30 protein-coding genes are annotated in these 26,435 nt (G+C 53.4%); 17 read left to right on the top strand and 13 right to left on the bottom strand.

What is annotated here, in order from left to right; all coding sequences use genetic code 11:
• Nucleotides 1-18: 18 nt before the first annotated feature.
• Nucleotides 19-975, bottom strand: coding sequence for a galactofuranose ABC transporter, galactofuranose-binding protein YtfQ (gene ytfQ / locus NYE92_RS02940; protein ID WP_013025666.1), 957 nt, complete (start codon nt 973-975; stop codon nt 19-21).
• Nucleotides 976-1,641: 666 nt separating this feature from the next.
• Here ytfQ and ydgT point away from each other — a divergent pair.
• From ydgT to nth, 9 genes are all read left to right on the top strand, one after another.
• Nucleotides 1,642-1,857 (top strand): transcription modulator YdgT, encoded by a 216-nt coding sequence (gene ydgT, locus NYE92_RS02935; protein ID WP_014605919.1) that lies wholly within the window; start codon nt 1,642-1,644, stop codon nt 1,855-1,857.
• 106 nt (nt 1,858-1,963) lie between these two features.
• The gene (locus tag NYE92_RS02930; protein ID WP_013025664.1) at nt 1,964-2,407 is read left to right on the top strand and encodes a DUF2569 domain-containing protein; all 444 of its coding nucleotides are present in this window, start codon (nt 1,964-1,966) and stop codon (nt 2,405-2,407) included.
• A 123-nt stretch (nt 2,408-2,530) separates the two neighbouring features.
• The gene (gene rsxA, locus NYE92_RS02925; RefSeq protein ID WP_013025663.1) at nt 2,531-3,112 is read left to right on the top strand and encodes an electron transport complex subunit RsxA; all 582 of its coding nucleotides are present in this window, start codon (nt 2,531-2,533) and stop codon (nt 3,110-3,112) included.
• Nucleotides 3,112-3,690, top strand: coding sequence for an electron transport complex subunit RsxB (gene rsxB / locus NYE92_RS02920; RefSeq protein ID WP_013025662.1), 579 nt, complete (start codon nt 3,112-3,114; stop codon nt 3,688-3,690). The genes rsxA and rsxB overlap by 1 nt, the downstream gene beginning before the upstream one ends.
• Entirely contained in the window at nt 3,683-6,127 is a 2,445-nt protein-coding gene (gene rsxC, locus NYE92_RS02915) for an electron transport complex subunit RsxC (protein WP_104933350.1), read from the top strand. The genes rsxB and rsxC overlap by 8 nt, the downstream gene beginning before the upstream one ends.
• Nucleotides 6,128-7,186 carry an electron transport complex subunit RsxD gene (rsxD, locus tag NYE92_RS02910; RefSeq protein ID WP_072138019.1) on the top strand — a complete coding sequence of 353 codons (1,059 nt, stop codon included), beginning with the start codon at nt 6,128-6,130 and terminating at the stop codon, nt 7,184-7,186.
• A gap of 3 nt (nt 7,187-7,189) precedes the next feature.
• Nucleotides 7,190-7,822: an electron transport complex subunit RsxG gene (gene rsxG, locus NYE92_RS02905; protein ID WP_164886586.1), complete on the top strand. Its 633-nt coding sequence runs from the start codon at nt 7,190-7,192 to the stop codon at nt 7,820-7,822.
• On the top strand, nt 7,815-8,519 hold the full coding sequence (locus NYE92_RS02900; protein ID WP_014605923.1) for an electron transport complex subunit E: 705 nt from the start codon (nt 7,815-7,817) through the stop codon (nt 8,517-8,519). The genes rsxG and NYE92_RS02900 overlap by 8 nt, the downstream gene beginning before the upstream one ends.
• A complete protein-coding gene (gene nth / locus NYE92_RS02895) occupies nt 8,516-9,148 on the top strand; it encodes an endonuclease III (RefSeq protein WP_015700384.1) in 633 nt (210 codons plus the stop codon). Before NYE92_RS02900 ends, nth begins: the two co-directional genes overlap by 4 nt.
• 55 nt (nt 9,149-9,203) lie before the next feature.
• Here the strand turns inward: nth and NYE92_RS02890 are convergent, their stop codons facing one another.
• A complete protein-coding gene (locus NYE92_RS02890; protein ID WP_014605924.1) occupies nt 9,204-9,902 on the bottom strand; it encodes a CTP synthase in 699 nt (232 codons plus the stop codon).
• A 599-nt stretch (nt 9,903-10,501) separates the two neighbouring features.
• On the opposite strand from NYE92_RS02890, the gene dtpA reads away from it, so the two are divergent.
• Nucleotides 10,502-11,986: a dipeptide/tripeptide permease DtpA gene (gene dtpA, locus NYE92_RS02885; protein WP_013025655.1), complete on the top strand. Its 1,485-nt coding sequence runs from the start codon at nt 10,502-10,504 to the stop codon at nt 11,984-11,986.
• Nucleotides 11,987-12,139: 153 nt separating this feature from the next.
• Nucleotides 12,140-12,745, top strand: coding sequence for a glutathione transferase GstA (gstA, locus tag NYE92_RS02880; protein ID WP_014605926.1), 606 nt, complete (start codon nt 12,140-12,142; stop codon nt 12,743-12,745).
• A gap of 28 nt (nt 12,746-12,773) precedes the next feature.
• Here the strand turns inward: gstA and pdxY are convergent, their stop codons facing one another.
• The 5 genes from pdxY to uraH form a co-directional block, all read right to left on the bottom strand.
• Complete coding sequence (gene pdxY / locus NYE92_RS02875) at nt 12,774-13,634, bottom strand: pyridoxal kinase PdxY (RefSeq protein ID WP_013025653.1); 861 nt, start codon at nt 13,632-13,634, stop codon at nt 12,774-12,776.
• Between the two features lie 56 nt (nt 13,635-13,690).
• A complete protein-coding gene (tyrS, locus tag NYE92_RS02870) occupies nt 13,691-14,965 on the bottom strand; it encodes a tyrosine--tRNA ligase (RefSeq protein WP_014605927.1) in 1,275 nt (424 codons plus the stop codon).
• A gap of 137 nt (nt 14,966-15,102) precedes the next feature.
• The gene (pdxH, locus tag NYE92_RS02865) at nt 15,103-15,759 is read right to left on the bottom strand and encodes a pyridoxamine 5'-phosphate oxidase (RefSeq protein WP_015700385.1); all 657 of its coding nucleotides are present in this window, start codon (nt 15,757-15,759) and stop codon (nt 15,103-15,105) included.
• Between the two features lie 23 nt (nt 15,760-15,782).
• Nucleotides 15,783-16,097: an MliC family protein gene (locus NYE92_RS02860; protein WP_013025650.1), complete on the bottom strand. Its 315-nt coding sequence runs from the start codon at nt 16,095-16,097 to the stop codon at nt 15,783-15,785.
• Nucleotides 16,098-16,400: 303 nt separating this feature from the next.
• Entirely contained in the window at nt 16,401-16,820 is a 420-nt protein-coding gene (uraH, locus tag NYE92_RS02855; protein WP_072138018.1) for a hydroxyisourate hydrolase, read from the bottom strand.
• 230 nt (nt 16,821-17,050) lie between these two features.
• On the opposite strand from uraH, the gene NYE92_RS02850 reads away from it, so the two are divergent.
• The 4 genes from NYE92_RS02850 to ycgZ all read left to right on the top strand — a co-directional run bounded on the left by NYE92_RS02850 (nt 17,051) and on the right by ycgZ (nt 18,857).
• Nucleotides 17,051-17,284 (top strand): YgdI/YgdR family lipoprotein, encoded by a 234-nt coding sequence (locus NYE92_RS02850; protein WP_014605928.1) that lies wholly within the window; start codon nt 17,051-17,053, stop codon nt 17,282-17,284.
• Nucleotides 17,285-17,315: 31 nt separating this feature from the next.
• On the top strand, nt 17,316-17,543 hold the full coding sequence (locus tag NYE92_RS02845; RefSeq protein ID WP_014605929.1) for a YgdI/YgdR family lipoprotein: 228 nt from the start codon (nt 17,316-17,318) through the stop codon (nt 17,541-17,543).
• Between the two features lie 571 nt (nt 17,544-18,114).
• Nucleotides 18,115-18,384, top strand: coding sequence for a hypothetical protein (locus NYE92_RS02840; RefSeq protein ID WP_014605930.1), 270 nt, complete (start codon nt 18,115-18,117; stop codon nt 18,382-18,384).
• Between the two features lie 233 nt (nt 18,385-18,617).
• On the top strand, nt 18,618-18,857 hold the full coding sequence (ycgZ, locus tag NYE92_RS02835; RefSeq protein WP_014605931.1) for a regulatory protein YcgZ: 240 nt from the start codon (nt 18,618-18,620) through the stop codon (nt 18,855-18,857).
• A 208-nt stretch (nt 18,858-19,065) separates the two neighbouring features.
• Here ycgZ and NYE92_RS02830 read toward each other — a convergent pair whose 3' ends face one another.
• From NYE92_RS02830 to umuD, 5 genes are all read right to left on the bottom strand, one after another.
• Complete coding sequence (locus NYE92_RS02830) at nt 19,066-19,269, bottom strand: hypothetical protein (RefSeq protein WP_013025644.1); 204 nt, start codon at nt 19,267-19,269, stop codon at nt 19,066-19,068.
• A 153-nt stretch (nt 19,270-19,422) separates the two neighbouring features.
• Nucleotides 19,423-20,064: a TetR/AcrR family transcriptional regulator gene (locus tag NYE92_RS02825; RefSeq protein WP_014593623.1), complete on the bottom strand. Its 642-nt coding sequence runs from the start codon at nt 20,062-20,064 to the stop codon at nt 19,423-19,425.
• A gap of 140 nt (nt 20,065-20,204) precedes the next feature.
• Nucleotides 20,205-21,050, bottom strand: coding sequence for a glyoxalase III HchA (gene hchA, locus NYE92_RS02820; RefSeq protein WP_015700389.1), 846 nt, complete (start codon nt 21,048-21,050; stop codon nt 20,205-20,207).
• 148 nt (nt 21,051-21,198) lie between these two features.
• Nucleotides 21,199-22,461, bottom strand: coding sequence for a translesion error-prone DNA polymerase V subunit UmuC (gene umuC / locus NYE92_RS02815; RefSeq protein WP_013025641.1), 1,263 nt, complete (start codon nt 22,459-22,461; stop codon nt 21,199-21,201).
• 2 nt (nt 22,462-22,463) lie between these two features.
• Nucleotides 22,464-22,883 carry a translesion error-prone DNA polymerase V autoproteolytic subunit gene (gene umuD, locus NYE92_RS02810; protein WP_014605933.1) on the bottom strand — a complete coding sequence of 140 codons (420 nt, stop codon included), beginning with the start codon at nt 22,881-22,883 and terminating at the stop codon, nt 22,464-22,466.
• Between the two features lie 890 nt (nt 22,884-23,773).
• Here umuD and NYE92_RS02805 point away from each other — a divergent pair.
• Nucleotides 23,774-24,052, top strand: a complete 279-nt coding sequence (locus NYE92_RS02805) for a hypothetical protein (RefSeq protein WP_014605934.1) — start codon at nt 23,774-23,776, stop codon at nt 24,050-24,052.
• A gap of 145 nt (nt 24,053-24,197) precedes the next feature.
• Here the strand turns inward: NYE92_RS02805 and NYE92_RS02800 are convergent, their stop codons facing one another.
• Complete coding sequence (locus NYE92_RS02800) at nt 24,198-25,085, bottom strand: LysR family transcriptional regulator (RefSeq protein WP_196492566.1); 888 nt, start codon at nt 25,083-25,085, stop codon at nt 24,198-24,200.
• A gap of 278 nt (nt 25,086-25,363) precedes the next feature.
• Here NYE92_RS02800 and bla point away from each other — a divergent pair, with 278 nt between their 5' ends.
• The gene (gene bla / locus NYE92_RS02795; protein WP_110015089.1) at nt 25,364-26,245 is read left to right on the top strand and encodes a class A beta-lactamase; all 882 of its coding nucleotides are present in this window, start codon (nt 25,364-25,366) and stop codon (nt 26,243-26,245) included.
• Nucleotides 26,246-26,435: the final 190 nt, after the last annotated feature.

Raw genomic sequence — 26,435 nt, 5'->3', positions numbered from 1 at the left:
CGAAGGGCGGCCTGCGGCTTAGTAACCCATGTTCTTTTTCTTATCTAACTCGGCCTGCGCGTCAGCAGGTAAAAAGAGTTTTGATTGCGTTCTGATAATTTTTGGCGGCAGCGTGCCGTCTTTTTTGAATTTTTCCAGCGCGTCAAACGCCGGGCCTGCCATGTTTGGCGTTAATTCCACGTTTGCGTTGGCTTCGCCTGCCAGCATGGCTTTATAGATATCAGGTACACCGTCAATCGAACCGGTCAGGATGTCTTTACCCGGTTTCAGGCCGGCCTCTTTGATGGCCTGAATGGCACCGATGGCCATGTCATCGTTATGGGCGTAAACCATGCAAATGTTTTTGCCGTTATTCTCTGCTTTGATAAAGCTTTCCATGACTTCTTTACCTTTACTGCGGGTGAAGTCGCCAGACTGAGAACGGATGATTTTGATATTAGGATGACCGCTAATCGCTTCGGCAAAGCCTTTTTTGCGGTCGATGGCGACGCTGGCGCCTACCGTGCCTTGAAGTTCAACGACGTTACACTTCTTGTCGCCCACCGTTTTCACCAGCCAGTCACCGATAAGCTTACCTTCCAGCACGTTATCTGCCGTTACGACAGCCTGGTACAGCGAGTTGTCTTTCACCACAATGGCGCGATCCAGCAGGTAAACCGGGATTTTCGCGTCTTTAGCTTCTTCTAATACCGGCTCCCAGCCCGTCTGAACCACTGGTGCGATAAAGATGGCATCAACGCCCTGCGCAATAAATGAACGCACGGCCTTGATTTGGTTCTCTTGTTTTTGTTGTCCATCGGCAATCTTCAGATTGATGCCGCGTTTTTTGGCTTCGCTTTTTGCCACATTGGTTTCAGCGGAGCGCCAGCCGGATTCAGAACCTACCTGTGAGAATCCCACTGTCATTTCCGCCGCTAACACTGAGCCACTTAATGCGGCGCTGACCAGCGTGGTCAGGAGTAAACGTTTCCACATAGTTTTTATTCCTCTGAAGGGCGTTCGCTGTATAGGGTAAAGTGCCCATTAAGACTGACGTAAAAAAAAGTAAATTAGGGCGACACGCTTCACAAAATCGAGCGATTTAAAGGAGTTACGCGTTTCATGAGGGGGCATTTCATCAGGGGTTATGGACAAAACGCCTGTGTGTTTTTTCAACTTATGATAAATAAATGTAATAAACAGAATCGTTTAAGTGTAGGCCAGTTGAAAACGATTACAGGGAGGCGTACAGAATGAGTTACGGCAATTATTCGGCGACAAAAAGTGCATTTTGTGATTTCCAGCACATCCCTACACGGCCCTGTATATCGAATGAAACGATTCGGCTATAAGCCTTTGTTGAGGGTTTACTGACGTTCTCTTCATCTGACGCGGGAAACGGGAATTAATGGCAGTCGATTCGTACATATAAACAAATAAAAAGTTACCTGGTCTGATCAACCCAAACAACATACGCCCTGTACAGCACCTGACCTGATAACGGCGGCGACGTTTACTGTGCACGAAAATGTTGAAAAGGGTTGTTTAGCGATCAATCTCTCGTGATTGTCTGATTTTTGCTTTTTTTAAGTGGCAGAACTGGACACGGCCGGGTGTCTCCCTATACTTGGCACTCTTTCCCATCCATCCGTTACGATAAAAATGACTGCGCACGATTATCTTTTAAAATTCCGCAAAGTGAATAACCTCGACAGTCTGGAAAAACTCTACGACCATCTGAATTATTCCCTTTCTGACAACACCGATATCATCAATATGTACCGGGCTGCAGATCATCGTCGCGCAGAGCTGGTATCCGGTGGTCGTCTGTTTGATCTGGGCTGCGTACCTAAATCGGTATGGCGCTACGTGGTATAATTCTGAGGTTCAGAATATTGTCTGAAAGCGCTTAGCCATAATGTTTCCCTTCTGTCTTAACATGCTATTCTGAGCCGCTTCTGACATTGAGACAGGATTAACCGCAATGAACACACAGGATGCCGCACCTCGTATTGGTGGCTGGCTTTTAGTGCCGCTGGCATGGTTGCTGATGACGCTGCTCACCACGGCGCTGGTGATGGCCATGTATCTGACACCGCTGTTTGATACACAATGGCGCGCCACCCTGTTTAATCACAGTTCGCTCGTCACCACCTACTGGGCCATTTCGCTTTTCACCGCCACCGCGCTGTGGGCTTACAGCATGTGGGTTGTGTGGATTTTCTTTAAGCGCTCTTCCCGGCTGCCACGCCACTATATTGTCTGGTTGCTGATTACCGTGCTGCTGGCCCTGAAAACGTTTGCCTTTACGCCGGTTTCTGACGCCCGGGCGATTCAGACGTTACTGCTGTCTCTGGCGGCAGCGGCAATTTTTGTGCCTTATTTCAAGCGTTCAGCACGGGTAAAAGCGACGTTTACTCAGCGGTGAGGCCAAAATTATCGCCAACAGTTTAATCCTGAGTGCGGTTGTCCGTAGACAATGTTGTGTCACAGTTGTGATACCGCGTTTTATCAATGATAATAAGCCGCTTTCTGGTATTCAGGCGAAAAAATGACCGATTATCTCCTTCTCTTTGTGGGTACTGTGCTGGTGAATAACTTCGTTTTGGTGAAGTTCCTCGGCCTGTGTCCCTTTATGGGCGTTTCCAAAAAGCTGGAAACGGCGATTGGCATGGGCCTCGCCACCACATTTGTTATCACACTGGCCTCTATTTGTGCATGGCTGGTGAACCATCTTATTCTGGTGCCACTGGACTTAGTGTACCTGCGCACCATGGCCTATATTCTGGTGATCGCCGTGGTTGTGCAGTTCACCGAAATGGTGGTGCGCAAAACCAGCCCGTCGCTTTACCGACTGTTGGGTATTTTCCTGCCACTGATTACCACCAACTGCGCGGTGCTGGGCGTTCCCTTGTTGAGTGTTAACCTCAACCACACCTTCCTGCAGGCGGCGCTGTATGGATTCAGCGCCTCGCTGGGCTTCTCGCTTGTCATGGTGCTGTTTGCCGGTATGCGTGAGCGCCTGGTTCTGGCAAACGTGCCTGCCCCATTCAAAGGAAACTCGATTGCGCTGATCACCGCAGGCCTGATGGCACTGGCGTTTATGGGCTTTACCGGTTTGGTGAAATTCTGATGAGTGCGATTTGGATAGCGGTTGCGGTATTAAGCGCCCTGAGCCTTGTGTTTGGCGCCCTGCTGGGTTACGCCTCACGACGCTTTGAGGTTGAAGAAGATCCCATTGTTGAGCAGATCGACGCTGTTCTTCCGCAAAGCCAGTGCGGTCAGTGCGGTTATCCTGGCTGTCGTCCTTATGCCGATGCGGTGGGCAATAACGGTGAAGCCATCAACAAATGTGCGCCCGGTGGCGAACAGACCATGCTGAAGCTGGCGGCCCTGCTCAACGTTGAGCCGCAGCCGATTGATGGCGACGAAGAAGCCAAAGCGCCCGTGCGCACCGTAGCATGGATAGATGAAGCGAACTGTATTGGCTGCACGAAATGTATTCAGGCCTGCCCGGTTGATGCCATCGTTGGCGCAACACGCGCCATGCACACCGTGCTGAGCGACGTGTGTACGGGCTGCGACCTGTGTGTCGCGCCTTGTCCTACCGATTGTATTGAGATGCGTCCGGTTGCCACCACCACGGCCAACTGGAAATGGGATCTTGAAACCATTCCTGTTCGGGTGATCCCGGTAGAGAGTCATGCTTAATCTGCTAAATTTTTTTAAAAAAGAGAAAACCTGGGATTTTCAGGGCGGCATTCATCCGCCTGAAATGAAAACCCAGTCTAACGGTACGCCGCTGGCCGAGCTGCCGCTGCCGCACCGGTTTATTATTCCGCTGAAACAGCATATTGGTCATGAAGGTGAGATCTGCGTATCGCCCGGCGATCGCGTACTGCGCGGTCAGCCACTGACGTTTGGCCAGGGCAGAATGCTGCCGGTGCACGCACCGACGTCCGGCGTCATCGAGGATATTGCCCAGCACATGACGGCTCACCCTTCGGGCCTGTCAGAGCTGTGTATTTTCCTGACGCCGGATGGTGAGGACCGCTGGATGCCGCTGGAACCGCTGCCGGACTACCGCCAGCATGAACGAGCCGTCATCCTGAAACGCATTCACGATGCCGGCATCGCCGGCCTGGGCGGTGCAGGCTTCCCGACCGCCACTAAGCTGAAAGGCGGCCTGCGGGGCGTTAAAACGCTGATTATCAATGCCGCCGAGTGTGAGCCCTATATCACCGCTGACGATCGGCTGATGCAGGATTACGCAGCCGAAGTGCTGGAAGGCAGCCGGATTCTGGCCTGGGTCTTACAGGCAGATCGCGTTTTAATTGGCATCGAAGATAACAAACCTGAAGCCATCGCCGCTCTGAAGCAGGCGCTGGGCGGTGAGCGCGATCTCCAGATTCGCGTCATTCCCACCAAGTATCCTTCGGGCGGTGCCAAACAGCTCACCAAAATTCTTACCGGTATGGAAGTGCCGCACGGCGGACGCTCGACGGACATTGGCGTGCTGATGCAAAACGTCGGCACGGCCTGGGCGGTTAAGCGCGCCATCATTAATGGCGAGCCCATCACCGAGCGCGTGGTTACGCTGACAGGTGAAGCCATCGCCCAGCCACGTAATGTGTGGAGCCGATTGGGTACGCCAATCAGTCATCTGCTTCATCAGGTCGGTTTTCATCCCTCGCCACGCCAGATGGTGATTATGGGCGGCCCGCTGATGGGCTTTACCCTGCCGTCACTGGATGTTCCGGTGGTTAAAATCACCAACTGTATTCTGGCTCCGTCCAGCACGGAAATGGGCAACGACGAGCAGGAGCAGTCCTGTATTCGCTGCTCTGCCTGTGCTGATGCCTGCCCGGCTAAGCTGCTGCCGCAGCAGCTTTACTGGTACAGCAAGGGCGGCGATCATGATAAAGCCCGTGCGCACCATATTGATGACTGTATTGAATGCGGTGCCTGCGCCTATGTTTGCCCCAGCAACATCCCGCTGGTGCAGTATTACCGCCAGGAAAAAGCCGAGTTGCGGGCTATCGATCTGGAAGCCAAACGGACGCTGGAAGCGAAAGCACGGTTTGAAGCGCGTCAGGCACGACTCGAACGGGAAAAACAGGCACGTGAAGCTCGTCATGCAGAGGCGAAGCAGCGCGTAGCGCGCAGCGACAGTGCTGAACTGGCTGCGGCTCAGGCACGCGCGAAAGCAAAACCTGGTGGAAACGAAGAGGCCGTCGCCGAGGCTCGCCATGCTCAGGCTCGCCTGCGCCAGGCTGAAGCCCAGTCGGAAACCCAGGCACTGAGCCGCCAGACGACCGATCCGCGCAAAGCGGCGGTTGAAGCCGCTATTGCGCGTGCTAAAGCAAAAAAATCAGCCGTTCCGGACGCGTCTGAAGAGGTGGCGGAGGATCCACGCAAGGCCGCCGTAGCCGCCGCCGTGGAGCGAGCCAAAGCGAAGAAAGCCGCGCAGGCCGCCAGCGCTGAAGGTACTGAGGATGTGCAGCCCGCCCCACCGGAGGATCCACGCAAGGCCGCTGTGGCCGCCGCCGTGGAACGTGCCAGAGCGAAGAAAGCCGCGCAGGCCGCCAGCGCTGAAAGTACTGAGGATGTGCCGCCCGCCCCACCGGAAGACCCGCGCAAGGCCGCCGTGGCCGCCGCCGTGGAACGCGCCAGAGCGAAGAAAGCCGCGCAGGCCGCCGTCGCTGAAAGTACTGAGGATGTGCAGCCCGCTCCGCCGGAAGACCCGCGCAAGGCCGCCGTGGCCGCCGCCGTGGAACGCGCCAAAGCGAAGAAAGCCGCGCAGGCCGCCGTCACTGAAAGTACTGAGGATGTGCAGCCCGCTCCGCCGGAAGACCCGCGCAAGGCCGCCGTGGCCGCCGCCGTGGAGCGTGCCAAAGCGAAGAAAGCCGCCGCCGCCCTGGCTCGCGCGGAGGACGCTTCTCGCGATGCTGCACTGGCTGCAACAGAGGCGCACCGTGACGTCGAGCAGGCGGAAATGGCGCAAGAACAAGCCAATAATGCGAATGCTGAAGCCGAACAGGCGCCGGAACTTGAGCACCCTACTGACGCGCGCAAAGCCGCTATTGCGGCTGCTATCGAACGTGCCAAAGCGCGTAAAGCGCAATCGACATTGACACCTGAGGACTAAATGGCTTTTCGTATAGCAAGTTCACCTTATACCCACAACCGGCGCAGCACCGGCAACATCATGATGCTGGTGGTGCTGGCTGCACTGCCGGGCTTTGCAGCGCAGTGTTATTTCTTTGGCGTGGGCACGCTGTTGCAGGTGATTCTGGCCTCGGTAACGGCGTTGCTTACCGAAGCGGCCATCCTGCGTTTACGCAAAAGCCCGGTTGCTGCCAATCTTGCGGATAATTCAGCCCTCTTGACGGCCATTCTGCTGGGAATCAGCATCCCCTCTCTGGCGCCCTGGTGGCTGGTAGTGATCGGTACAGTCTTTGCGATTGTGATCGCCAAGCAGCTTTACGGTGGACTGGGACAAAATCCCTTTAATCCGGCGATGGTAGGCTATGTGGTGCTACTGATCTCGTTTCCGGTACAGATGACCAGTTGGGTGCCGCCGGACGCGTTACAGATGATTAAACCGGGGATGCTCGATTCACTCAGTATGATTTTTACCGGCCATACTCTTGCGGGCGACACGATGCAGCAGCTGCAGCTCGGTGCCGATGGCGTCAGCCAGGCCACGCCGCTCGATACATTCAAAACCGGCCTGCGCGCGGGCCACAGCGCCGCGCAACTTCTGGCACAGCCCATTTACAGTGGTGTGCTCGCGGGTCTCGGCTGGCAGTGGGTTAACCTGGGTTATCTGGTGGGCGGTCTGTTCCTGCTATGGAAAAACGCCATTCGCTGGCATATCCCGGCTGCCATTTTGCTGTCGCTGGCCTTCTGCGCAACGCTGGGCTGGCTGTTCTCGCCCGCTTCGCTCAACAGCCCAGTGATTCATCTGTTCTCAGGTGCCACTATGCTTGGGGCATTTTTTATTGCTACCGATCCGGTCACCGCTTCCACGACCGACCGTGGTCGTTTACTCTACGGTGCGCTGATTGGGCTGCTGATCTGGTTAATTCGCAGCTTCGGCGGATATCCGGACGGCGTTGCTTTCGCTGTATTGCTGGCTAATATATGCGTACCGCTGATTGACTATTACACTCAGCCGCGTGTTTACGGCCATCAAAAGGATTAAATGATGCTGGACACGATACGCAAAAATGGCGTGACACTGGCGCTGTTTGCCGCCATTACGACCGGCGTGACGGCCATAGTGAATACGGTCACTAAGCCAACCGTTGAGCATCAGACGCAACTGCAGCAGAAAAATTTGCTGGACCAGGTGGTGCCGACCGATATGTACGACAACCACATTCAGCAGGAATGTTACGTTGTCACTGATCCGGCGCTGGGTAACACCAATCCTCACCATCTTTATCTGGCACGTAAAGGCAACCAGCCTGTTGCCGCGGCGCTGGAAACGACGGCACCGGACGGCTATTCCGGCGCGATACAGATGCTGGTCGGGGCTGACTTTAACGGTAAGGTGCTGGGCGTCCGCGTGATTGAACATCATGAAACGCCCGGTTTAGGCGATAAAATAGAACTGCGCATTTCTGACTGGATTAACAGCTTTAATGGCAAAGTGGTAACAGGTCCGGATGATAAAGCGTTTGCCGTTAAAAAAGACGGTGGCGAATTCGATCAGTTCACCGGCGCCACGATTACCCCACGAGCCGTCGTGAATGCCACCAAACGTACGGCATTATTAATTGAATCCCTGAAAGGGAAACTCTCTTCGTTACCCGAATGTGGAGACGCAAATGAGTGAAGCTAAAAACCTGCTGGTAGGCGGGCTGTGGAAAAATAACTCGGCGCTGGTGCAGCTGCTGGGCCTGTGTCCGCTGCTGGCGGTGACCGCCACCGCCACCAATGCGTTGGGGCTGGGGCTGGCCACCACGCTGGTGCTGACCCTGACCAACAGCTTTATTTCCGCCTCGCGCCGTTGGGTGCCCTCGGAGATTCGCATCCCCATTTACGTGATGATCATCGCGTCCGTGGTGAGCTGTGTACAGATGCTGATTAATGCTTATGCCTATGGCCTGTATCAGTCGTTGGGCATTTTTATTCCGCTTATCGTGACCAACTGTATCGTGGTAGGCCGTGCCGAGGCCGTCGCATCGAAAAGCAGCATCCCTCTTGCAGCCCTTGATGGTTTTGCCATTGGGATGGGCGCAACCTGCGCAATGGTGGTGTTGGGTTCCCTCCGTGAAATTATTGGCAGCGGGACGCTGTTTAACGGTGCAGACCAGCTGTTAGGCCCGTGGGCAAAAGCATTAAAAATTGAGGTGATTCATCTGGATTCACCGATGCTGCTGGCGATGTTACCACCAGGCGCCTTTATTGGTCTGGGCATGATGCTGGCGGGTAAATACCTGATCGATCAAAAAATGAAGCAGCGTGCTGTGCGCCGTGCTGAAGAGCAGGCGCTGGCTGCACCGCAAGGCAATACCGGAAAAGCCGTGTGAACCAGACAAAGCGTACCGAGATCCTCAGCCGTTTGCAGCAGGCTAATCCTCATCCTACGACCGAGCTGCAGTTTAGCTCGCCGTTTGAATTATTGATTGCGGTTCTGCTCTCTGCCCAGGCCACCGACGTCAGCGTGAATAAAGCCACCGCAAAGCTCTATCCGGTCGCGAATACGCCCGCTGCAATGCTGGCGCTGGGCGTGGACGGTGTGAAGGAATACATTAAAACGATCGGACTGTTCAACAGCAAGGCAGAGAATGTCATCAAAACCTGCCGCATTCTGCTGGAACAGCACGGCGGTGTGGTGCCCGAAGATCGTGTAGCCCTGGAAGCGCTGCCCGGTGTGGGCCGTAAAACGGCAAACGTGGTGCTCAACACCGCCTTTGGCTGGCCCACCATCGCAGTGGATACCCATATTTTTCGCGTCTGCAACCGGACAAATTTCGCCCCCGGCAAGAATGTCGAGCAGGTCGAAGAAAAACTGTTAAAGGTTGTGCCTAAGGCATTCAAAGTGGACTGCCACCACTGGCTGATTCTGCACGGTCGCTATACCTGTGTGGCCCGTAAGCCGCGCTGTGGCGCCTGTCTGATTGAGGACCTGTGCGAATACCCGGATAAAGTGGAATAACGCGAAGGTGTTGTCTGATAAAGCCTGTGAACACACAGGCTTTTTATTTTCTGATCTAACGCTGATCCAGAGCCGCCTGCATCCAGGCAATCACCAGCGGAGAATCCTTATCCTGTAAGGCTGCACGCTCGGACTGGAAGAGCGTGGCGACGTAAAAAGGATGATCGGTCAGTTCTATGCCGCGTACATCGCCATTGAGATCCCAGGCGGTGATACGCAAATTGTTGCCTTCCAGCGCTGCACTGAAGTCCGGGTTAACGCCAAAGTTGCAGTGATAGCCTTCATCGCTGGAGAGGCTGTCGTAGGCGGTGGCAATACGTGAACCGGGTTCAAATGTCACCTCACCGCGCTGCTCCACCAGCGAGCAACTTAACGGCGCAATCACCATCCGCCCTTCATCGCTGGTTTCTGCATGATTCGCATCATGCCAGCCCAGTACGTGACGTGCATAGTCGATAACGGCATACTGAAAACCGCCACAGGAACCCAGAAAAGGTTTTTCCCCTTCCCGTACCCAGCGCAGCATACTGAAGACGCCCTCATCATTTTTATAGGGACTTCCCGGCACCAGCCATACGGCATGGCTTTGCCTGATGGCGGTTAAATCGCCCAGCTCAGGTGTTGGGATCCACTCAGGTTCAATATCGATAGCAAGATGGGCAGCGGCACGGGAAAGCGCCAGGGGAATAGCCTGATGCGCAACGGCTTCCGGACGATAGTCGCCGACTAACGCGAGACGTAAAGGTAACGGCATAGCAAAATTCCTCTTAACGAAATAAGGATGCTACGGCAGGGGGCAACGGATGTCGAGTCCCGAAGTGCGGCTCTGTCGTGTCTCCCACCCGATACAGCGAAGCGCTACGGGCACGCCGTACCCAGATAAGCTTTTTTCTCTGCCTGAATTAACAGGCAAAAATGTGACCTTAATCAATCTTTTTACGCCTTTGGTGGAGATTAACGTCATAATACGCAGACTATTTCATCAAATCGGCGTCAAAACCTGCTTTATAGCCAGATTGTCCTGAGAAAATATCACTTTCCGTTGTAAAGCTCGGCGTAACGCCGTTTTAGTAGTTAATGTCATTATTAACACTCCTGCAACCCTAACGTGACGCCATTACTTCACAGTAACGCTTAAAATCAGAATTAAATTCCAACTAATAATATTTATTTAGGTTTTCACGCCACACGATCGCTTTCCGGCAGAAGGTAGAAAACGCTTGCCCTGTCGCCTTTATTCAGCCAAATTAGTCGCCGTTTTTCCCATCTAATAAAAATCTGGCCCATGGTCTGATCACATGGCGCGGACTTAATTCCTGTCGCGACACAGGATATGAAATAACAGAGGTACAAGTGTCAACTGCAAACAAACACACCGACGAGGCCGTCAGCCTTAACGCGTTCAAACAGCCCAAAGCGTTTTACCTGATCTTTTCTATCGAATTATGGGAACGTTTTGGTTACTACGGCCTGCAGGCCATTATGGCGGTTTACCTGGTGAGACAACTGGGGATGTCGGAGTCCGACTCTATTACCCTGTTCTCCTCATTTAGCGCCCTGGTATATGGCCTTGTCGCCATCGGTGGCTGGCTGGGTGACAAAGTCCTCGGGACCAAACGCGTTATCGTTCTTGGCGTGCTGGTTCTGGCAATAGGTTATGCCCTGGTGGCCTTCTCGGGCCACAACGTCAGCATCGTTTATGTTGGTATGGCGACCATTGCCGTGGGAAGTGGCTTGTTTAAAGCTAACCCCTCTTCGCTGCTCTCGACGTGCTATGACAAAGACGATCCCCGTATTGATGGGGCCTTCACCATGTTCTACATGTCCATCAATATCGGTTCGCTGTTTTCAATGATGCTGACTCCGTGGTTAGCGGAGAAGTACGGCTACAACGTGGCGTTTTCGCTCTCGGTTGTCGGCCTGGTCATCACGCTGCTTAACTTCCTGTTCTGCAAACGCCTGGTGAAAGACTTCGGCTCTAAACCGGACTTTGCCCCACTTCAGTTCGGCAAACTGTTGATGACTCTGGTGGGAATTGTCGTCCTGGTCGCCCTGGCAAACTGGATGCTGCACCACCAGTCAATCGCCCGCGTGCTGTTAGGCGTGATAGCGTTCGGTATCTTTGTCATCTTTGCCAAAGAAGCCTTTGCCCTTCACGGCGCAGCCCGTCGTCGTATGATTGTTGCGTTCCTGCTGATGGTGGAAGCCATCGTGTTCTTCGTGCTCTATATGCAGATGCCAACGTCGCTTAACTTCTTTGCGATTCGCAACGTTGAGCACAGCATTTTGGGTATCACCTTTGCCCCTGAGCAATTCCAGGCGCTGAACCCGTTCTGGATCATGCTTGCCAGCCCGATTCTGGCAGCCGTCTACAACAAGCTGGGCGATAAACTGCCCATGCCGCACAAGTTCGCCATCGGTATGGTGCTGTGTTCCGCAGCCTTCCTGGTGTTACCGGTCGGCGCGAAGTTTGCCAGCGATGCGGGGATTGTGTCTGTTAACTGGCTGATTCTCAGCTATGGCCTGCAGAGCATTGGTGAACTGATGATTTCCGGTCTTGGCCTGGCGATGGTGGCGCAGCTGGTTCCGCAGCGTCTTATGGGTTTTATCATGGGTTCATGGTTCCTGACGACGGCGGGCGCTGCGGTCATTGCCGGTAAAGTGGCAAACCTGATGGCCGTTCCTGAAAACGTTACCGATCCGCTGATCTCCCTGGCCACCTACGGCAGAGTTTTCCAGCAGATTGGTATCGCGACGGCGGTCATCGCCGTGCTGATGCTGATTACCGCCCCTCTGCTGAACCGCATGACTCAAGATACGGCAGCAGACAAAGCCTGACTGACGTCATGACTTTTCACGAAAACCGGGCCTGCCCGGTTTTTTTTGTTTTTGTCGCCGATCAATGCCTCGCACATTCCTGCGCCTTATTACTGGCAATTCCGCGCCATGAGATTACTATGCAAACACGATTCGCAACATGGTGGCCTCATTATGAAACTGTTTTGTAAAGCTGGTGCCTGTTCCCTTTCACCGCATATCGTCATGCGTGAATGTGGTCTGGACTTTACGCAGGTTAATGTTGATCTGCAGACTAAGCTCACCGAGCGCGGTGAAGATTTTCGCCAGATCAACCCCAAAGGTCAGGTGCCGGCCCTGCAGCTGAGCGATGGGAATGTATTAACGGAAGGCGCGGCGATTGTGCAGTATCTGGCCGATCTTAAACCCGATCGTCACCTCCTGGCCCCGGTGGGGAGCCTGACGCGTTATCACACCATTGAGTGGCTCGGCTATATCAGCAGCGAGTTACACAAAAGCTTCTCTCCCCTGTTTCGCAACGATGCGCCTGAGGAGTACAAAGCGTTGGTGCGCCGCCAGCTGGAGGCGAAATTTGCCTGGGTAAACGATGAGCTTAAAGACAAACAGTGGCTGATGGGCGTGCACTTCAGCGTCGCGGATGCCTATTTATTTGTGGTTACCCGCTGGGCAAAAGCGCTGAACCTGGATTTGGCCGCGCGGGACCACCTGCAACACTGGTTTGAACGCGTTGCAGAGCGGCCGTCGGTTCAGGCCGCGCTCAAAGCGGAAGGACTTAACTGATACGATGAGGGCCGTAACCGGCCCTTTTTTACAGCTTCTCAGCGGGGAAGACGTGCGTCGGTCGGACAATGGCATCCTGAGCGGCAACCAGTTGCAGTTCATACTCGCCCATCTCATGCGTTTTCAGCATCACTTCATAGACCGCAGCAGTGACGTGTTCCAGCGCCGCCTGCAGCGACAGCCCGTGCAGCAGATCGACCAGCAACAAGCCACTGGTCAGATCGCCCACGCCCACCGGTTGACGAACGCCAAAATCCACCAGCGGACGGCTGATGTGCCAGGCTTCACCGGCGGTCACCAGCAGCATCTCAAACCGATCGCTGCGGCGCCCTGCGCGCGCCAGGTGCTTAATCAGCACGACTTTCGGCCCCTGGCTAATCAGCATACGTGCCGCGTCAACCGCCGTTTCTACGCTGGTTACGCTGCGTTCGCTGAGCATTTCCAGCTCCAGCAGGTTGGGGGCGATGATATCGCTGGCGGGAAGCGCCAGTTTGCAGTGGAACTCCGCCACGCCGGGTGCAACGATGCAGCCCTTTTCCGGGTGCCCCATAACCGGATCGCAGAAATACCAGGCTTCCGGGTTCGCGGCTTTTACCTGGCGCACGATTTCCAGAATGTTTTCGCCCTGCTCGGCCGAGCCCAGATAACCGCTGAGTACCGCATCACAGGTTTTCAGGCGGTCAATATCGGCAATGCCTTTGACGATATCGGTTAAGTGCGTGGCCGGCATCACGGTACCGGTCCAGTGGCCATATTGCGTATGGTTAGAAAACTGCACGGTATTCAGCGGCCAGACGTTCACACCCATACGGCGCATCGGGAACTCTGCCGCCGCGTTGCCCGCGTGACCAAACACCACGTGCGACTGAATTGCTAAAACGTTTTTCACTTTTTTGCCCTGTAGTGCCTTGCCATAAAAAAGGGCCGGAAACCGGCCCTGAAAGGTTACTGCCAGTTAATCAGGCAGTAATGCTTTTTACCGCGACGCAGCAGCGTGAAGCGGTTGAACAGCTTATCGCTGTCACTGAAACGGTACTCAGCATCAGACTGCTTTTCACCGTTCAGCGACACGGCATTCGAACCAATCATGGTGCGAGCCTGACCACGTGAAGGCACCAGCTCAGCTTTGACCAGAGCCTGTTGCAGATCGTCTTCGGCGCTTAGCGTGATGGTCGGCATACCATCCTGCGCCAGCTGTTCGAAGTCGGCCTCTGTCATATCGCTCAGCGCGCCAGAGAACAGGCTCTCGGTGATTCGTTTCGCGGCAGCCAGCCCCTCTTCGCCGTGCACCAGGCGCGTGACCTGCTCGGCCAGCACGTACTGCGCGCGCGGCGCGGTTCCGCTGTTTTTATCTTCTTCTTCCAGGGCATGAATCTCTTCAATGCTCAGGAAAGTGAAGAACTTCAGGAAGCGGTAAACATCCGCATCTGCGGTGTTGATCCAGAACTGGTAAAACTTGTAGGGACTGGTTTTCTTCGCATCCAGCCAGACCGCGCCGCCTTCGGTTTTACCGAACTTGGTGCCGTCCGATTTGGTGATCAGCGGAACGGTCAGACCAAATACCTGGTTCTGGTGCAGACGACGCGTCAGATCGATACCGGAGGTGATGTTACCCCACTGGTCAGATCCGCCAATCTGCAGGGACACGCCGTGCAGCGCATTCAGACAGGCGAAGTCGTAACCCTGCAGCAGGTTATAGGAGAATTCGGTGAACGAGATCCCCTGGTCGTCACGGTTCAGGCGCTGTTTAACGGCTTCCTTGTTGATCATCTGGTTAACAGAGAAGTGTTTACCGATGTCACGCAGGAAAGTCAGCACGTTCATATTGCCAAACCAGTCATAGTTATTGGCCGCAATCGCGCTGTTGGCACCACAGTCAAAGTCCAGGAAGGGTGCGACCTGCGTCCGGATTTTTTCTACCCACTCACCGACGGTTTCGCTGGTGTTGAGTTTACGCTCTGCAGCTTTGAAACTGGGATCGCCAATTAAGCCCGTGGCGCCGCCTACCAGCGCAACCGGCTTGTGCCCGGCATCCTGAAAACGTTTGAGGCAGAGCAGTGGAACCAGATGGCCCAAATGCAAGCTGTCAGCAGTGGGGTCAAAGCCGCAATAGAGCGAAATTGGCCCTTGCGCCAGTTTCTCTACTAACGCGTCTTCATCCGTCACCTGGGCGATCAGGCCCCTCTCTTGCAATTGTTGTATCAGGTTACTGCTGGTCATCACTGACTCCAAATTGATCAGGCTGCACCTATGCTGGTACACAGCTTTCCGCTGAGTTGCGGAAGGAAAAATTAAGGGCTATAGCATAAAGCGCTGACGCCTTCTGTGCCAGCGCTGATGAGGGGGAAAACGCAGTTTTACGGCGCGAGTCGGTCAATTTTCCAGCCGTCGTTATCTCGCTGATAGAGGAAACGATCGTGAAGACGATGTTCGCCCCCCTGCCAGAACTCCATCGTATTAAATTTCACCCGATAACCGCCCCAGAAACTGGGCAGTGGCACGTCACCCTGCTGAAATTTTTGCTTCAGCTCCAGAAACTTGCCTTCCAGAACGCCGCGGGCAGAGATCCGGCTCGACTGTCGGGAAACCCAGGCGCCAATCTGGCTGTCACGGGGACGGCTGCTGAAATATTTCAATACCTCCAGCGGCGACAGCTTCTCGACTTCGCCCAACACCATCACCTGACGCTCTAAAAAGTGCCAAGGAAAATGGAGGGAAATACGCGGGTTGTGACCCAGCTGCTGTGCTTTACGGCTGCCGAGGTTGGTGTAAAACACCATGCCCTGCTCATCGTAGTGCTTGAGCAGCACGATACGTTGATACGGCTGCCCTTGCTCGTCCACCGTGGCCACCGTCATGGCGGTGGGATCGGGCAGTTGCGCCTCACAGGCCTGCTTTAGCCAGCTTTCGAACAGCGCCAGCGGATTATCGGGTAAATCTTTGCGACGCAGCCCACCTCGCGTATATTCACGGCGCAGATGGGCAATAGTTTGTAGCATGTCACTGTCACTCATGATGCACATTCACTCCGGTAACGTTAACGGGCAGGTTGCAACTCGCAATCGTTTACAACGATCTTATCATTGCGCTCAATAAAGGCGCCGTTTCCTTTGGACCAGAAAACATAGTGACCGTCGCTGTAGCGAGCGCCGGAAGCGGAAACCGTTTGTGTCAGGGTCAGCGGCTTGCCGTCCATGATAAAGCTTACCTGCTGTTTGGCATTATCCAGCGTCACGGTGAGCGGCAATGTGCCACAGCGGTAGTGTAACGTTTCTGGCGCGGGCGACGACTTGTGCATCAGGCTACAGCCCGACAGCACTAACACAGCAGCCACGGTTAATCCTTTTAACATCAGCGATTCTCCTGTACGGAAAGCAGGGCATGGGGCGTTCTGCTTGATTAGGTGTCATTGACCTTCGCCGGAGAGCCACGCGGGCGCACCGGCCTGTCAGGGCAATTTAACCGATGATAGCCTGGGCATCAGCAAAAGTGTTTAAATAAGGCAGTGGAATAAAGACGAATACGGCGGGCGCGTTCCGCCACCCTGCAGGAGACGCAGGGCGGCAGGTAGAGGGTCAGCAGCGGCATGCTGCCTACGCGAAGTGCCCCTCACTGGGCCGGCAGTGCCTCTGAGCAGTGACGCTGCCGGGTGAAATTAGTTACCGCGATAGGTTGAATAGCCATAGGGACTCAGCAGTAACGGAATATGGTAATGAGGCTCGCTGCTTTCCATGTGGAATATCACCGGAATTTCCGGGAAAAAGGATTTGTGCTGAACTTTCTGGTAATAATCGCCTGTTTTAAAGACGACTTTGTAATCGCCTGTTTCAACTTTTTTCCCTTCGGGAAACAGCGCGCTAATTCTGCCGTTTTTATCGGTAACACCGGAGGAAAGTTTTACCCACTTATCCTGCTCTTTATGTTCAAGGTCAACGGAAATACCCGGCGTTGGCGTGCCCGACTCCAGATTTAATACATGAACGCTCAGAGGATTTTTCATGCTGTCTGATTCTGCTGCATAAGCACTCACTGAACCCATTAATAACGCTGCGACTGCACTCATTTGCCATTTCATTGTCGATTCCTTTATTTAGTTAACCTGTTACCAAGGTTACAGAGCGCCCGATGAAATACCTAACGACAGGCGTTAAATGTGAATTTTCTGAGAGACAGGATGCTTTCCTGCTCTGTTTTAGCTATTCGCGCTATTTTCTTTTCATCATTTATGTCGTTTCGCGCTTTGGCCTGCAAAAATCTCAAAAGCGTCTATGCTGTTTAATTCAAGGTCCACTTCAAGGAGATGAAATGCATACTAAATCCTTCTCAGCTGCCGTTTTACTTGCCCTGTCCCTGGCAACGTTAGTAGGTTGCTCTTCAAACCAATCTATTAAAACATCAGACGGCCGCACGATAGTGACCGACGGTAAGCCTCAAATTGACAGCGATACGGGGCTGGTTTCTTATCGTGATGCACAAACAGGCAAAACCGAACAAATTAATCGCGATCAGATCAGCAACATGAGTGAACTTGATAACTAATTAATTCCATCATGGATATAAGGTGAAGACTATGAAGAAGACGCTGATTTTACCGCTGGCCGTTTTGATCGGCATGGCCGCATTAAGTGGCTGTACTCGTACCAGCTATGCCATTCACACTAACGATGGCCGTACCATTATTAGTGACGGCAAACCTTCTGAATCTGATGCCGGTTTACTGGGCTACACCGATGCAAACGGTGTGAAACAGCAGATTAATAAAACCGACGTTAAAGCCGTTTCAGAAGTTCCAAACTAATAAACGCGCCGCCCCAAACAGGGCGGCTTTTTTTATTGCCCGCAGCCCTGTTCTGTTTCCCCTCGCCTTATCGTCTCCCCTGCTCGTTAATACGCCGCTCACGCTCCAGTTTATTCTGATGTCAGAATCGAATGTAAACAGGGTGACGTCAGACCCGTTCTGTTTTCTGCTATCGGCTTCCAGATTAAGGTGATTTTTCATCTTGCGTCTGACTTTTCGCCGGTCTGGCGATCTTTTTTTAACGCTTTCAGGGCCTCATAACAGGTTTATTTTACCTGCTACGATCCGAATAGTGCCGCAATTTCGGCCTTTAACTGTCAAGCACCTATCTTAATTTCAGGCCAATGACCGCGTATCTAGTGCTTTAATCACTTCAATTTCTTTCTGGAAAATCTCTCTGATTGCGCTTTTTCCCTGCTTTTTAAGAACTTAGCGCGCTTATCACAAAGTTCACTTTTTTCACGGCTTTATTTGATAGGTAATGCCTAATGAAATTAGGCTTTCACTATGCATTTCTTTTACTAGACTAATTACTGGGTCGACGACATTCTCACTCACTCAGGAGGTGCATATGTATTTTCACGATGAAGCTACCGGCCATAAGATTATTGGTGAAGCTGCGGTGAACCTGGCCCTACAGGATGAGGAGATAACTGTGGTTTCGCTGATCCGTCAGCTGAGCGTTATGGCGGATAATGAAATCGACGACGAGCGGGTCATTCAAATCGCGGATGCCCGTAAATGGCTGAAGAGCTTTATTAACGTCGCGACACGGGAGCGGGCAGAACTCAACTGGATGGCCGTTACTGGCCAGGTGCCTGCCAACCTGACCGAACACTAACCCTCCGGTCAGGGGTTATCCCTCCACGCGGGCGCGCTGTGCGTCCGCGTTACCTTGGTGCGGCCCTGCTCTCTTCTTTGTTTTCCCTTGTTAACGGGCTGTTGCAGCCTGCTTTTTCCCTCTCCGCCAGCAACCGTTCATTTTTACATCGAAATAGCTGTACAAGTTTTATTTTATTGTATAACTTTATGCTACTTTCAACTGACGACTTTTGGACCACTGCGAGAGCACCTATGCAACACAATCATCGCCTACCTCAGAGCGCCGACGATATCTCACGTTATTTTTCTGCGGCGAACCTGCCTTCACAGCAAGAGCTGCTGGGACAGATCGTTGTTGATATTTTACGCGCAGGTCAGAACGTAAACCGTAAATCTATCTGTACTAAACTGCTGCGCCGCCTTGAGCTGTCGGCAAGTCAGGAAGAAGAGCGTCTTTGTCGTGAATTGATTGGGTTGCTGTTTGGGCGGTGACACGGCAACTGACTGCCGTTATTCGGGCGGGTCATCTTTGTCAGAGCAGTAGCGGCATAACCGCTGTTACTGCTTCTGGTGCTATTACTGTTTCTGGTGCTGTTACTGTTTCTGGTGCTGTTACTGTTTCTGTTGTTTCTACTACTTTTACTGTTTCTGTTGCTTCCGCTGCTTTGCAGAACCCTGTCCGGCAAATGATCCTCACACGCTAGTGAAGTTTATGCGCCAGGATGCGGATGGCCTGTTCGCAAGTCAGCCTGGTCTTTTCGCACGCCGTCTGAAGACTTTGCTGGTGCAGCGCGCTGATAATGTCCTGTACCGTCACCGCTTCTCCGGGCTGAAGAATACCTGACACAATCCTTCCTAAAAGCGCGTGTATTTCTTCACCGATCTCTGTCCTGTTTTGTTTCACGCATTTTCCTCAAACTTTACTTTTCATTTAATATTCATTCGTTTATCAAAATGGCGCTTTTCCATTCGTCCTGTTAGCGCATCAGATCGCATGCGTTAGCTGTCATCTTCGCGCTATAATTTAGGAAATATTCGCTTCCTAAATAGACAAATGTTAATCCAGTATTTTCAAGGCCAGGGCGATGGTCGCTTGCTCATTGGCAACATCGGCGACCTTGCCCGTGACGCGCATGCCAAATGCGATACGCAAAATCAGGCCTGCGGCCGTTTCAATATCAAGATCGGCGGATATTGAGCCATCGTGCTGCCCTTCTTCCAGTAATGACATCAGAAAGTGCTTATTGCGGTTGATCACCTGGGCAACCAACTGCGACAGCTCTGCGTCGAGCACCTGTAGCTCAATGGCACTGCCGACCACGAGACAGCCGGTGCGCCCTTCACCACCACGAGAGGAGTCCAGATAAAACTGCAACAGCTCGCTTAGCTTCGCGCGGCCGGTGGCGTATTGAGCCAGCCGCTCCCGCAAATCCGCATTGCGAACGGCGATATAGCGCTGAAAGACCAGCAAAAACAATGAACGCTTATCCTGGAAAGCCTTGTAGATGCTGCCGACAGAGAGGTTCATTGCTTCACCGAGATCGGCCAGCGATGCGGCATGATAGCCTTTTTGCCGAAACACAATCATTGCCTTGTCCAGAGCCTGTTCCATATTGAACTCTCTGGGCCGACCGCGTTCTCTGTGTTTACAGGCTGTAGATAGCTGGCTGTTCATGACGACCAATGTGAAAGGCGACATCTTCGGCACTGGCCGAAAACGATATGCACCCGTGATTGTATCTCAGGCGTGGATCACAAGTATACCCCGAATCCCAGCCCTGATGCAGAAGCCTGCACGAAGGCATTGCAGGCGACCGCTCAGGGCGCAGGTGCGAGCCTTTAGCGGTTAGCGTTAAGTAATGCTTCTGCAGCCAGTTTACCCAACGCATTGGCGGCAAACGGGCTGTCGCCGGTTAATACCCGACGGTCTTTATGTACGGTGCCTTTGATATCACTGTTGACCAGCGTGAGCCCCATTGCCTGAAGCTTCTCGCCAAAATACCAGGTTAAATGCCCCGGCATATAGCCGATATCGGGCGTTTGCTTATCCGCTGAATCCGGGAATGCGCAGATAGCGTAGCCGTTAAGCGGGTTTTCCCCTTTACCCAGCGCAAGAAACGCTGCCGGGCCATGGCATAGCGATATCAGATGACGATCGTTTGCCAGCGTCCAGCGAATCGCCTCTGCGACCGCCTCACTTTCTGGCAACCCAATCAACGCACCGTGCCCCCCCGGAATAAACACACCGGCATAGTCTGAATGAGGCGTAAGTGATGCCACCACGTCGCTTAGCGTTAAAGGTGAACGGAACAGCGCCAGGCAATGGTTGTAAAATCCGACCACCACCTCATCCTGCTGGGGCATTGCCCAGTGTTCAAACTTCACCATCTGTCCGGACAGCGTGGCCACGTCAAACTGAAAGCCGGCCTGATACAGGTGGTACAGCGGCAGCAGGGTTTCAATGGGATGATTCCCGGTTGAAAACAGCGTGTCGTTATCCAGCGGCAGATAGCGCTCGTCAGCGCAGATGACCAGAATTTTTTTGTGCCCTGAGTACGGTTGCGCGTATTCAGCATCGCTCAGATCGGATTTAGGGCTGGTGAACTGGTCAAGAGAATAGGCTGACGGGAAAAACGCGTTATGTTCAGCCTGATCGGCCACTGGAGATTTACTGAGTTCTGACATGACAATGCTCTCCTTAAGGGCGAATGAATACCTGTTTCATCCTAGACCAGAAAGCCTGGTTTACGCAGAGCGGCAGCACAAAACGGACCCTTTATGAGAGCATTCCGTCTTATGACCGCGCCTGAAACCGATGTCACGACGGCCGCCGTCACTTCACCACGGGCAAATCGCTCAGGCGGGTGGTGTAAGCCGGCGACAGCATCTCGCGCTTCATGGCCCAGCGTTTTTCCGTCCCCTGCCCAGCAAACCACATCTTTCCTTTGCCCTCTTTGTGAATCAAATCGATCACCTGCATCAGATCGTTACGGCCGGGGTTAACCGATCGTTCGTCGAACAGATCCAGCTGCGTTACGCCATGGTCGAAAAAATCACTCAGGACAATGCCGGCCTTGATATAGCGATGCCCTTCTATCCAGATATAGTCGAGCATCTCGGTCGCCACCCGGATGATGTCGCGCGTATCGTGAGACGGCGTCAGGAGTTGCCCCGTGGCCTGATTACCGTAAAAATTTTCGCCGGGCGCGTGTGGACTGGTGCGCAAAAACACACCGATTTGTCTGCAGTACTGTTTTTCTTTGCGAAGTTTTTCGGCCGCACGTTCGGCGTAGGTGCAGACGGCCTGCCGCACCTGCGCATAGTCTGACAGGCGACTGCTGAAGGAGCGTGAGCACATAATCTGTTGTTTGGTGGGTTCGAGCGCCTCCAGATCCTGACAGGGTTCGCCGCGCAACTCTCTTACGGTGCGCTCCAGCACCACGCTGAAATTTTTACGAATCAGGCTGGTGCTCTGGCAGGCTAAATCATCTGCCGTTTTAATCCCCATTTCCTCAAGTCGCTGGCTGAGCCGTCTGCCAACGCCCCATATATCGGCGACCGGCACAAGTGAAAGCAACTTTTTCTGTCGTTCTCTGTTGGACAAATCCAGAACACCGCCTGTCTTACTCCACTTTTTTGCGGCATGGTTAGCCAGCTTTGCCAGCGTCTTAGTGGGGGCAATGCCGACGCACACATTGAGATGAACTTCTTTTTTTATTCGGGTTTTGATCTCGCGGCCGAAGGTGTCGAGCGACATACAGTGACTGACGCCCGTCAGATCCAGAAAGGCTTCGTCAATGGAATAAATCTCTACCGAGGGCGCCATTTCCTCCAGCAGCGTCATCACTCTGGTACTCATATCCGCATAAAGGGCGTAGTTGGAACTAAAAACCTGCACGTTGTGACGGGCAATAATCTCCCGCATTTTGAAAAAGGGCACGGCCATCGTAATGCCCAGGGCTTTTGCCTCCGCATTGCGTGCAATCACACAGCCATCGTTGTTAGATAACACAATAATGGGCTTTCCTTTGAGATCGGGCCGAAACACCGTTTCACAGGAGGCATAAAAGTTGTTCACGTCCACCAGCGCAAACATGATTAATAAACCGACTTGATCACATAGGTCACCACACCAAACACTTCCAGCGCATCCTCCGTGCTAATCGCAATCGGTTTAAACTGCCGGTTCATCGGCATCAGTTGCAGACAGGGCTGAAGCTGAAGACGCTTAACGGTAAATTCCCCCTCGACAGAGGCGACCACGATATCGCCATGCGAGGCTCTTAGCGCGCTGTCCACCACCAGCATATCGCCGTCATTAATGCCTGCGCCGGTCATCGACTCTCCACTTACCCGTACAAAGTAGGTCGAACTGGGGTGCTGAACGATCAGCTTGTTCAAATCAATACGTTGCTCTACGTAGTCCTGAGCCGGCGATGGAAAACCACATGGCACCCGCTCCATAAACAGCGGCAACGCGAGTAACGCACTGACGTTTGCTGGCCTGATAAGCTCCACATTTACCTCCCTTCCAAAATAACTGTATATAATTACAGTAATCGTGATCAACGGGTTTGATCAAGTGAAATGGCAAGGGTTTATATGAAGCGGTTGATGTGGATACAGATTTTTTTGCAGCCGCGCCGGGCAGGTTTTACGCAACTGTTCAGCAATCCTGCATTCAGGTCATTCTTTCACCTGCGGCTTTCTCTGCGCCTTAGCCTGTTTTGTTCGTGGCGCGCTTTTTGTCTGACGCCGTGGCTGCGTCATGTTCACGACCCTGAAACGGTTACACGCACGGTATTTCAGTGGGCCGTTCACCTGCATGTTTCCCGTTAATTAACGCGCTTTTCTGTTTGGTCCCGATGAACGGCAGCGTAAACATCGACAGCATTTGTATTCTGGCGCTGACTGATTTAATTTTCTGCCAATAATAAACTGCAAATAATGATTGTCGTTATGCCTTATATTAATACCGACGTATCGCTATTCAGATAGCGATTTGATGAAAGACACAACATGAAAGACACAAGGCGCCGCCTGTTGCGTTAACCTCCGGCCGTTTTTATTCTTCTTCCCGGCCTGATGCCAGGACAGGGTATTTATCCCCGCACGCACAGCACACCGTTCGATAAAGCGGAATCACAGAAACCAGGCCCGTCAGTGATAAGCCGTTTCAGCTGGCCCCCGGCGGGGCGCGCCCGATATCGCGGTGCGGTAAGAGATGCTTTTCCTGACTGCTTCTGATCATGCCTGCGTAGATCAGATCTGATGAAGACATATAAACACCTGATTTAACTGTTAATATAATTATTAAGATAAGTAAAGAATACGTGAAGTGTTCTCACCGCCGCCCAGCGCTATGATGCGCCCTGACCTGACAGCCTTATAAGGGAAAGGAGCACAGCATGGAATTAAAAAACCGTCACGGACAGAAAGTATCTTTAACAACCGATGAAATTTCATTAACGTGGTTTTTTATGACGGGAATGGAAATGAATAAAATAGCAGACTGGATGGCGCTTCCCGTGCACGCTGCATATTATATTAAGCAACGTGTCATGAAAAAGCTTGGCGTGAAAAATAACAGTGAGTTTATCATCTGGTTTCTTAATTACCGGGAAACCAGCGAAAATGAAAAAGCGGCGCAGAGCATTCCTGAACGCAGAGTGGGCATAATAAAATGAATCCCTGTTTTTTTACGCCTGTGACGAAGGGGCCAGTGAAAAAACCGCTGGCGGCTCACAGGCCGCCTTGCTCTCTTAATCCGGTTAACGCGGGTTACCTCGACCCGAGTAATGTTATTCACAACAGGCTGTCCGGCTTATCCGGCTATTCGCCTTCGCCTGTTGCCCGCCGCCCTATCCATTCACGGAATATTTCCATCGATGGCGTCATCTTCTTTGAACGGAGCCAGGTTAGCCAGTAGCTGCCGACATCAATCTCTAGCGCAAAAGGACGGGCCAGCGTACCGGCATCCAGTTCACGCTGGAACATGCACGCCGGCACCAGCGCAACGCCGCCCGTATGAAACGCGGCCTCAATCATCAGACGTGACGAGTCAAATACCGGGCCGGTGATCCTGGGCGGTGTGATCCCCGCTGCCGTAAACCAGCTGTCCCACTCATCAGCCCGGTAGGAACGTAACAGATTTTCCCGTAACAGGCAGGCGGGTTGTTGCAGGCGGCGGGCAACGTCGGGGCGACAAAGCACCGTAAGCGGAGCCGTAAACAGCCGTTCATTTTGCGTGGCGGGCCAGGCGCCAGAGCCAAACCGAATCGCATAGTCCACGCCCTCGCCCGCCAGGTTGACCACGTTATTGTTGGTGCGTACGTTCAGTTCCAGCGCCGGATGCTGCTGACGGAACGCCTCAAGCCGGGGTAACAGCCAGCCCAATGCAAAAGTCCCCACGCAGGCGACAGTCACTACCTCTCGGTATTCACCCCCTTCGAAACGACGCCAGGCGTTTTCAAGCTGCGTGAAGGCTTCTGACACTTCAGCAAACAGCAGCCTGGACTCATCCGTCATCTCCAGACCGCGCGGCAACCGGCGGAATAAGACGACGCCCAGTCGTTCTTCCAGCAGTCTGACCTGCTGACTGACGGCGGCCTGAGAGACAAACAGCTCCAGGCCCGCGCGGGTAAAATTCAGGTGGCGGGCGGAGGCTTCGAAAGCCCGAAGTGCGTTAAGCGGAACATCATGTTTCACATTTACCCCCAGAAATTCTTTTGGCTCCTCTCAAATTATCTCGCTTGTCGGAATTTTGAAATCCCCTACCATCTCCTCCGCTAACGCTTTTCTTCAGAAAAAACGTGCTATAGCAGGATGCAGGCCTCAGCGGACAGCTTCCCAGGCGCGAGACATCTTTTAAAGCGACATAAGTTTAACGAGGGGCTGAAGGGCAACTTTTCGTTTAATCCTGACCGCGCAACGATGCGGCTAACCGTTATGCCTTGCCTCTGTTCAGCGAGGCGGGCATTCATCAGTGGAGATTGACTATGACTCATCTGTTCAGACGACGCGCCAGCACGGCCGTTACCCTGCTGGCACTCGCGATACCGCTTGCCGCCCAGGCCGGCTTTGACGAGGCCGCACTGCAACGCGGCATCCAACAGCTGGAAAAAAACGCGGGCGGACGATTGGGTGTGGCGGTAACCGACACCGCCGATGGCACCGTTTTCACCTACCGGGGAGATGCGCGCTTTCCGCTATGCAGCACCAGTAAAGTTTTCGCCGTTGCGGCCATCCTGAAAAAAAGCGAAAGCGCGGACGGCTTGATGAGTGAAAAAATCGCCATTCATAAAGCCGACCTGGTTAACTATAACCCCATCACTGAAAAACACGTCGGCGCCACCATGACGGTAGCAGAACTCAGCGCGGCGGCGCTGCAATACAGCGATAATACCGCCATGAACGCACTGCTGATCCGCCTGGGTGGCCCGCAGCAGGTCAATGCGTTTGCACGTAGCATTGGCGACAGCACCTTTCGGCTCGATCGCAAAGAACCGGAGCTGAATACTGCTATCCCGGGTGATAAGCGTGATACGACATCGCCTGATGCCATGATGCAAAGCCTGAAAAAGCTGGTGCTGGGCAAGGCGCTGGCACCCGCGCAACGTCAGCAACTGACCGACTGGATGAAAGGCAATACAACAGGTGCTAACAGCATACGCGCTGGCCTGCCCGCCAGCTGGACGGTTGCAGATAAAACCGGAAGCGGTGATTACGGCACCACCAATGATATTGCCGTCATCTGGCCACCGCATCATGCACCGCTGGTGCTGGTAACCTATTACACCCAGCCTGATAAGCACGCCGCTGCGCGTAAAGATGTGCTGGCGGGTGCAGCAAAAATTGTCGCCTCAGGGTACAACAAATAAGGGCGTTCAGCGCGCGACTGCGCACACCGCCACCCCGCTGGCGGCGGTGTGCTCAAGAGCCTCGTCGGCCAAAAGGGTTAGTGCGGGATAATCACCGCCCTGAATTGAGCAGTTGCTCAAGAACATCAGATTGCGGTATGTTGATGTCGGCCTGGCACGCTGCCTGAGCCAACCTGCTTTCCGTTGCGGC

The sequence above is a fragment of the Pantoea sp. B566 genome, from assembly GCF_024793925.1.
Lineage (GTDB): Bacteria > Pseudomonadota > Gammaproteobacteria > Enterobacterales > Enterobacteriaceae > Pantoea > Pantoea ananatis.
Note: the sequence above shows the minus strand (reverse complement) of the source record. Positions and strands in the feature narration are given on the sequence as shown.

What these genes read in the sequence shown, in the direction of transcription:
- NYE92_RS02900 (WP_014605923.1), top strand. Translation starts at nt 7,815, where the DNA reads ATGAGTGAAGCTAAAAACCTGCTGGTAGGCGGGCTGTGGAAAAATAAC.
- tyrS (WP_014605927.1), bottom strand. Translation starts at nt 14,965, where the DNA reads ATGACCAGCAGTAACCTGATACAACAATTGCAAGAGAGGGGCCTGATC.
- hchA (WP_015700389.1), bottom strand. Translation starts at nt 21,050, where the DNA reads ATGTCAGAACTCAGTAAATCTCCAGTGGCCGATCAGGCTGAACATAAC.
- NYE92_RS02825 (WP_014593623.1), bottom strand. Translation starts at nt 20,064, where the DNA reads ATGTCGCCTTTCACATTGGTCGTCATGAACAGCCAGCTATCTACAGCC.
- ydgT (WP_014605919.1), top strand. Translation starts at nt 1,642, where the DNA reads ATGACTGCGCACGATTATCTTTTAAAATTCCGCAAAGTGAATAACCTC.
- ytfQ (WP_013025666.1), bottom strand. Translation starts at nt 975, where the DNA reads ATGTGGAAACGTTTACTCCTGACCACGCTGGTCAGCGCCGCATTAAGT.
- rsxC (WP_104933350.1), top strand. Translation starts at nt 3,683, where the DNA reads ATGCTTAATCTGCTAAATTTTTTTAAAAAAGAGAAAACCTGGGATTTT.
- NYE92_RS02840 (WP_014605930.1), top strand. Translation starts at nt 18,115, where the DNA reads ATGTATTTTCACGATGAAGCTACCGGCCATAAGATTATTGGTGAAGCT.
- NYE92_RS02845 (WP_014605929.1), top strand. Translation starts at nt 17,316, where the DNA reads ATGAAGAAGACGCTGATTTTACCGCTGGCCGTTTTGATCGGCATGGCC.
- rsxA (WP_013025663.1), top strand. Translation starts at nt 2,531, where the DNA reads ATGACCGATTATCTCCTTCTCTTTGTGGGTACTGTGCTGGTGAATAAC.
- NYE92_RS02860 (WP_013025650.1), bottom strand. Translation starts at nt 16,097, where the DNA reads ATGTTAAAAGGATTAACCGTGGCTGCTGTGTTAGTGCTGTCGGGCTGT.
- bla (WP_110015089.1), top strand. Translation starts at nt 25,364, where the DNA reads ATGACTCATCTGTTCAGACGACGCGCCAGCACGGCCGTTACCCTGCTG.
- rsxD (WP_072138019.1), top strand. Translation starts at nt 6,128, where the DNA reads ATGGCTTTTCGTATAGCAAGTTCACCTTATACCCACAACCGGCGCAGC.
- NYE92_RS02805 (WP_014605934.1), top strand. Translation starts at nt 23,774, where the DNA reads ATGGAATTAAAAAACCGTCACGGACAGAAAGTATCTTTAACAACCGAT.
- gstA (WP_014605926.1), top strand. Translation starts at nt 12,140, where the DNA reads ATGAAACTGTTTTGTAAAGCTGGTGCCTGTTCCCTTTCACCGCATATC.
- NYE92_RS02930 (WP_013025664.1), top strand. Translation starts at nt 1,964, where the DNA reads ATGAACACACAGGATGCCGCACCTCGTATTGGTGGCTGGCTTTTAGTG.
- rsxB (WP_013025662.1), top strand. Translation starts at nt 3,112, where the DNA reads ATGAGTGCGATTTGGATAGCGGTTGCGGTATTAAGCGCCCTGAGCCTT.
- ycgZ (WP_014605931.1), top strand. Translation starts at nt 18,618, where the DNA reads ATGCAACACAATCATCGCCTACCTCAGAGCGCCGACGATATCTCACGT.
- uraH (WP_072138018.1), bottom strand. Translation starts at nt 16,820, where the DNA reads ATGAAATGGCAAATGAGTGCAGTCGCAGCGTTATTAATGGGTTCAGTG.
- umuC (WP_013025641.1), bottom strand. Translation starts at nt 22,461, where the DNA reads ATGTTTGCGCTGGTGGACGTGAACAACTTTTATGCCTCCTGTGAAACG.
- NYE92_RS02890 (WP_014605924.1), bottom strand. Translation starts at nt 9,902, where the DNA reads ATGCCGTTACCTTTACGTCTCGCGTTAGTCGGCGACTATCGTCCGGAA.
- NYE92_RS02850 (WP_014605928.1), top strand. Translation starts at nt 17,051, where the DNA reads ATGCATACTAAATCCTTCTCAGCTGCCGTTTTACTTGCCCTGTCCCTG.
- pdxH (WP_015700385.1), bottom strand. Translation starts at nt 15,759, where the DNA reads ATGAGTGACAGTGACATGCTACAAACTATTGCCCATCTGCGCCGTGAA.
- rsxG (WP_164886586.1), top strand. Translation starts at nt 7,190, where the DNA reads ATGCTGGACACGATACGCAAAAATGGCGTGACACTGGCGCTGTTTGCC.